Consider the following 5,774-nt stretch of genomic DNA (forward strand, 5'->3'; position numbering starts at 1 on the left):
GCCAGGACCCGGGCGGGCGAGGACGTCGCGTGGGTTGTCGACCTGGTGGCCAGCGGCGCAGTGAAGTTCTGAGTGGACCTCCTCGCCGTTCCCGCCCCAGTAGTTGGCCGTGTGGGTGCCCTCACCGATCAGCTGGCGCTGCACCGGGGTGCGGTTCTGGTACCACGGCGAGTCCTTGTCGACGTGCAGTTCGTCGAGCGGGCGGATCCAGCGGTACGTGTAACCGACGAACAGCATCTTGCGCGTGATGTTCGACAGGTTCGTCGAGCGCGAGTGCCACTGGCGGCGGTCGAAGATGAACGCGTCACCGGGGTTCGCCGTGATCTCGACGGTGCCCTCCGGGTCCGGGTTGTGCACCGTCAGGTCCGCCGGGCGGGGCAGCGAGTTCCACAGGTGGCTGCCCGGGATGACCTTGGTCGCGCCGCGGCCGGTCTCCGAGAGGTCCGACAGGACGTACGCCACCTTCAGCGAGAACATCGGCCGGGGCAGGTTCGGGTCCATCGTCTCCGGGTCGGAGTTCTGGCGGTACCCGTCCTGGTGCCAGCCCCAGTACGGCTTCTCCGGCTCGGCGGCCGGCGGGGTGACGTCCAGGTGGTTGTGGTGCGTGTAGATGTTCCAGCCCGCGAGGCCCCACATGTACGGGAACGCGATGGGGTGGGTCAGCAGCTCGCCGAAGAGCTCGTCGCGGTCCAGGAACCCGAGCAGGTGCAGCGTGCCGTCCTTGGTGGTCCGACCGGCCGCCTTCTCCTCGGCGTACACCCGGTCGACGGCCTCTTCGAGGGCGGCCCGGTGGTCTTCGGTGAGGACGTTGCGCAGGAGCATGAAGCCCTGCTCGTGGAACTCCTTCCGCTCGACCTCGCTGATCGGCTCGTAGCCCGTACGGCCTTCGTAGTCGAACACGTGCAATTCCTCCCCGTGACGTCGCTGGGGCCGTCACTTCGACCGTCGGTACGGGCCGTGAAGGCCCCGGTTACGGACGCGAACCCGAAGGGATTTCGCGCACCCCGGCGATGCTAGAGGCGAATGTTGTGCCGCAAAGAGTCTGTTCGGCCGAAGATCGACGGCGTTCGGCCGATCGGCACGATATGGAGGGGCATCACTACGGCAAGCGATGTCGGACCGCCGTAAAAGCCATCAAACGGGGCGCAAGATCATACAGAAAGTGAGATAAAACTCAGTACGGCGCGTCCCGCCAGGAAAGACCTATCCGGGGTACGCGAGCGGCGCCGTGCCGCGCGACGGCCAGCAGCACGAAACCGAGCGCCGCGACGAAGGCGCACACCAGCAGCGCGGGTCGGTAGCCGAGGGCCTGCGCGGTCGCACCGGCGAGCACGCCGGAGACCAGCGAGCCGATGGTGAGCGTGTTGGCGTAGAGGGCCGTCGCCCGTCCCGTGGCGCCCGGCGCGAGGTCCTGGACGTAGGTGATGCCGAGCGCCCCGACCACGGCGATCGCGACGCCGCGCACCACCTGCGTGGCGATCAGCATGGGCATCGTCGTGCTGGCCGACACGAGCACGAAGTAGACGGCGAACAGCAGCATGCCGAGCAGGATGAACGTCCTGGTCGGGCTGCGCGCCGGGAGCATCATCGTGGCCAGCGCCGCGGGGACCTCGACGAGCGCGCACACGCTGAACAGCACGCCCACGCCGGTCTCCGGCTGCTGCAGGGTCCGGGTGACGTAGAGCGGCAGGACGACCGAGCCGGCCAGCATGGCGGTGTGGAACAGCGTGAAGCTGGCCGCCGCGAACAGCATCGGGCGGGGGAGCCGGCCCTGCTCCGGCGGCGGCACGGCCTCGCGCGACCGGCCCGGCGTGCGGCCGAGCAGCACCACCGGCACCGCCACCAGGGCGAACGCGCATGCGGTGAGGAGCATCAGCCGGTCGTACGCGCCGGCGGACAGCACGGCCGCCCCGACGATCGGGCCGATGGCCCACGCCAGCGACCACACCGAGCGCAGCGCGGGCGTCCCGCGTCGTACCGCCGCCTCGCCCCGGCGGTCGAGGTGCGTGCGGGCCAGCGTGAACACCTGGGGGAACGCGGCCATGCCGGCGCCCAGCAGGCCGACCCCGACGAGCAGCAGGAGGGGGTAGGCCGTGGTGGTGGTCAGCGCCAGGTAGCCCGCGGCGGGCGCGGCGACGGCGACGAAGGTCGGCCAGCGGCTGGGGGACCGGTCGTAGCGGCGACCGAGCCAGGTGCTCGCCACCAACCCGCTCACCGCGACCAGCGACAGGAAGATCCCGACCTGCAGCGGCGACAGGTGCGCCTCGTCCGCACCGAACAGCACGAGGTACGGCCCGATCATCGAGTCCGCGATGCCGAGCAACAGCACGCTCGACAGCAGGGGAAGCAAGGGGGAGCGCCGTGACATGGCTCCAAGAGCTACCCGCGGGCGCGCCGGCCCATGCCCGCGCGTCAGGCGTCGGCGAAGACCTCGGCGCGCACCAGGTCGGCGCCGGCACCGTCGACGGTCGACCAGCGGCCGCCGTCGGCCGACCACTCCATGCCGGCGAACCGCACGGTCTTCACGCCGTGGTCGGTGGCGTGCGAGACGAGCCAGTGCGCGTACCGCCAGCCCGCCGTCTTGTCGCCCGCCGCCACCGCGAAGCCCGCGGCCGCCGGCACCGTCTCGACCGTGCCCCAGTCGAGGTTGAGGATCTTCGTCAGCGACGTCGCGGCCAGCGCGCCACGCATCAGCGGCTCGCCGGGCACCGTGCAGGCGACCGCGCCCGTCGCCCGCCCGAGCAGCGCCGCCGCGAGCACCGAGGCCTCGTCGGCCCACTTCTGGTACGCCTCCGGGAACGCCGACCGCTGCACCGCCTGGGCCGCGTCGGTGACCCGCATGTCCTGCCAGCCGCGGACCTTCTTGAGCCCGGCGTAGAACCGGCCCGCCGAGTAGCGCGGGTCCCGGATCTGCTCCGGCGTGCCCCAACCCTGGCTCGGCCGCTGCTGGAACAGCCCCAGCGAGTCCCGGTCGCCGCCGGGCAGGTTCTCCAGCTTCGACTCCTGCAACGCCGTCGCCAGCGCCACGACGACGCCGCGTTCCGGCATCTTCCGGCGTACGCCGATCGCCGTGATCGTGGCGGCGTTGGCCATCTGGGCCGCGTCGAGGGTGACCGGCGGGCTGTCGTCACCGGCCCGCACGGTGCAGTCCCGGCTGGGCGCGGGCAGCGTGATGTTGGGCGCCTTGAAGTCCTGCGAACTCAGCCAGACGGCGAACGCCGCGATCAGGAAGATCGCGACGATTCCGACAACCACGCCCCGACCTCGCACCGACACCTCCGCTGTAGTTGTGGCACAGGTTACGACGGCGGTGCGAAAGCGGGAAACGTAACCGACGGTTGTGGCCCTAACTCGGGATCCAGGCGGGGTCGCGCTTGTCCCGGAAGGCGGCCACCCCCTCGCGGCCCTCCTCCGACAGGAAGTAGCCGACCGAGCGGGCACCCAGCTCGGCGGCGTCCTCCCGGACCGAGGCCAGCGGGGCGCGGGCGAGCAGCTCCTTGGCGCCGGCCAGCGCGCCGGGCGCCCCGCGCACCAGCGCCGCGCAGTAGGACCGGACGGTCGCGTCCAGCTCCTCCACCCCGACCGCGGCGGTCACCAGGCCGATCGCGGCCGCGCGTACGCCGTCGAACAGCTCGCCGGTCAGGTAGAGCTCCTGTGCGGCCCGGTGCGCGAGCCGGCGCAGCACGGTCGACGAGATCACCGCCGGGATCACCCCGAGCCGGACCTCGGTGAACGCGAACGTGGCCTCGGCGGCACAGATGGCGATGTCGGCCGCGGCGATCAGGCCGAGCCCGCCGGCCCGGGCGGGGCCGCCGATCCGGGCGACCACGGGCTTCGGGCACTCGACCACGGCGGCGAGCACGTCGCCGAGCATGCCGACCGGGACCTTGCGGGACGCGTACGCGGCGGCGGTCTCCTTGAGGTCGGCTCCGGAGCAGAACACCGGGCCGGTGTGCGAGAGCACCACGGCCCGCACCGCGGGGTCGGCGACGGCCGCGCCCAGGGCGTCCAGCAGCTCGGTCATCAGCGGCGTGGAGAGCGCGTTGCGGTTGTGGGGGCTGTCCAGGGTGAGGGTGGCCACCCCACGGTCGGTGTCGACCCGTACGAGAGTCATGGGGCGCACACTAGACGAATGCCCGGTCCACTTCCCGACGGCGAACCGGTGCCGTCGGACGGCACCCTGCCGGACTCCGCCCTGCACGCCGTCGGCGCGCGCGGCTTCGGTGTCTACGTGCACGTGCCGTTCTGCTCGTCGCGGTGCGGCTACTGCGACTTCAACACGTACGCGCCGGGCGAGCTGCCGGGCTGGCGCACCGAGGGCTACGCCGACACGGTGCTGGCCGAGCTGGAGCTGGCCGCCCGCACGCTGGGGGCCGCCCCGGCCGTCGACACGGTCTTCGTCGGCGGTGGCACGCCGACCCTGCTGCCCACCGACGAGCTCGCCCGGATCCTGGCGGCGATCGACAAGACCTGGGGCCTGGCGCCCGGCGCCGAGGTGACCACCGAGGCCAACCCGGAGTCGGTGACGCCGGCGAGCCTGCGGGAGCTGCGGGCCGCCGGCTACACCCGCGTCTCGCTCGGCATGCAGTCCGTGGCGCCGGGCGTGCTGCGGGTGCTGGACCGCCGGCACTCGCCGGGGCGGGCGGCGCAGGCCGCGACCGAGGCCCGGGAGGCCGGGTTCGACCACGTCAACCTGGACCTGATCTACGGGACGCCGGGGGAGACGCCGGACGACTTCGCCGCGTCGCTCGCGACGGCGATCGGTGCGGGTGTCGACCACGTCAGCGCGTACGCCCTGATCGTCGAGGACGGCACCCGGCTGGCCGCCCGGATCCGCCGTGGCGAGCTGCCCCACCCGTCGGACGACGTGGCCGCCGACCGTTACCTGGCGGCCGAGGCGGCGCTGACGGCCGCCGGTTTCGACTGGTACGAGGTGTCCAACTGGGCCACCACGCCGGCCGGGCGGTGCCGGCACAACCTGCTCTACTGGACCGGCGGCGACTGGTGGGGCGTCGGCCCCGGCGCGCACAGCCACGTCGGCGGGGTGCGCTGGTGGAACGTCAAACATCCCGCGGCGTACGCGCAGCGCCTGGCCGACGGCCTGACCCCGGGTGCCGGCCGGGAGGTGCTCACCGCCGACGACCGGCACACCGAGGACGTGATGCTCCGGCTGCGGCTGGCCGGCGGGCTGCCGCTGGACGTGCTGGACCAGGCCGGCCGCGCCGCCGCCGAACGGGCGTGCGCGGTCGGCCGGCTGGAGATCCACGACGGCGCGGCGGTGCTGACCCTGCGGGGCCGGCTGCTCGCGGACGCCGTCGTGCGCGATCTCCTGGGTTGATCTACTTGATGATGTTGACGCTGAGCGGGTAGCGGTAGAACTGCCCCTCGTTGGCCTTCACGCCCGCGATGATGCCGAAGATGATCTGCAGCAGCATGGCGATCGGGAAGATGATGAAGCCGATCACCAGGCAGGCCGTGGCCCAGCCGATGACCGCGACGACGGCCCAGGTGATCTGGAAGTTGAGCGCCGCGACGGCGTGCGCCCGCACGGCCGGCGAGGTGCTGCCCTTGGCCAGCAGGGCGACCAGCGGTGCGATCCAGCTGAGCGTGCCGGTGCTGATCAGCGCCAGCAGCGCGCCGCCGAGGTGGGCGACCAGGGCCCACGTCTTCTCTTCACTGTTGGCGAAGCCCGCCGGTGCGCCGTAGCTGGCGCCGGGCGGGTAGCCGCCGCCCTGCGGCGGGTAGCCCCCACCGGGCGGTGGGTAGCCACCGGC

General features: G+C 72.6%; 6 protein-coding genes. 1 reads left to right on the forward strand and 5 read right to left on the reverse strand.

Annotation, left to right across the window (positions count from 1 at the left end; all coding sequences use genetic code 11):
- The 4 genes from AB0H87_RS36900 to AB0H87_RS36915 form a co-directional block, all read right to left on the reverse strand.
- On the reverse strand, positions 1-900 hold a 900-nt coding region (locus tag AB0H87_RS36900; RefSeq protein WP_360156797.1), incomplete at its 3' end, for a phytanoyl-CoA dioxygenase family protein.
- Between the two features lie 274 nt (positions 901-1,174).
- A complete protein-coding gene (locus AB0H87_RS36905) occupies positions 1,175-2,497 on the reverse strand; it encodes a sugar efflux transporter (RefSeq protein WP_360156800.1) in 1,323 nt (440 codons plus the stop codon).
- Positions 2,413-3,174: a hypothetical protein gene (locus tag AB0H87_RS36910; protein ID WP_360156812.1), complete on the reverse strand. Its 762-nt coding sequence runs from the start codon at positions 3,172-3,174 to the stop codon at positions 2,413-2,415. Before AB0H87_RS36910 ends, AB0H87_RS36905 begins: the two co-directional genes overlap by 85 nt.
- 172 nt (positions 3,175-3,346) lie before the next feature.
- Positions 3,347-4,114, reverse strand: coding sequence for an enoyl-CoA hydratase-related protein (locus AB0H87_RS36915; protein WP_360156803.1), 768 nt, complete (start codon positions 4,112-4,114; stop codon positions 3,347-3,349).
- Between the two features lie 18 nt (positions 4,115-4,132).
- Between AB0H87_RS36915 and hemW the strand changes: the two genes are divergently transcribed.
- Entirely contained in the window at positions 4,133-5,338 is a 1,206-nt protein-coding gene (gene hemW, locus AB0H87_RS36920; RefSeq protein WP_360156806.1) for a radical SAM family heme chaperone HemW, read from the forward strand.
- A gap of 1 nt (position 5,339) precedes the next feature.
- Here the strand turns inward: hemW and AB0H87_RS36925 are convergent.
- The coding region (locus tag AB0H87_RS36925) for a DUF4870 domain-containing protein (RefSeq protein ID WP_360156809.1) at positions 5,340-5,774 on the reverse strand (435 nt) is incomplete at its 5' end.

Source organism: Asanoa sp. NPDC050611 (assembly GCF_040654855.1).
Lineage (GTDB): Bacteria > Actinomycetota > Actinomycetes > Mycobacteriales > Micromonosporaceae > Asanoa.

Bases quoted from the DNA above. Each gene is read 5' to 3' on its own strand.
- hemW (WP_360156806.1), top strand. From the start codon at position 4,133: ATGCCCGGTCCACTTCCCGACGGCGAACCGGTGCCGTCGGACGGCACC.
- AB0H87_RS36915 (WP_360156803.1), bottom strand. From the start codon at position 4,114: ATGACTCTCGTACGGGTCGACACCGACCGTGGGGTGGCCACCCTCACC.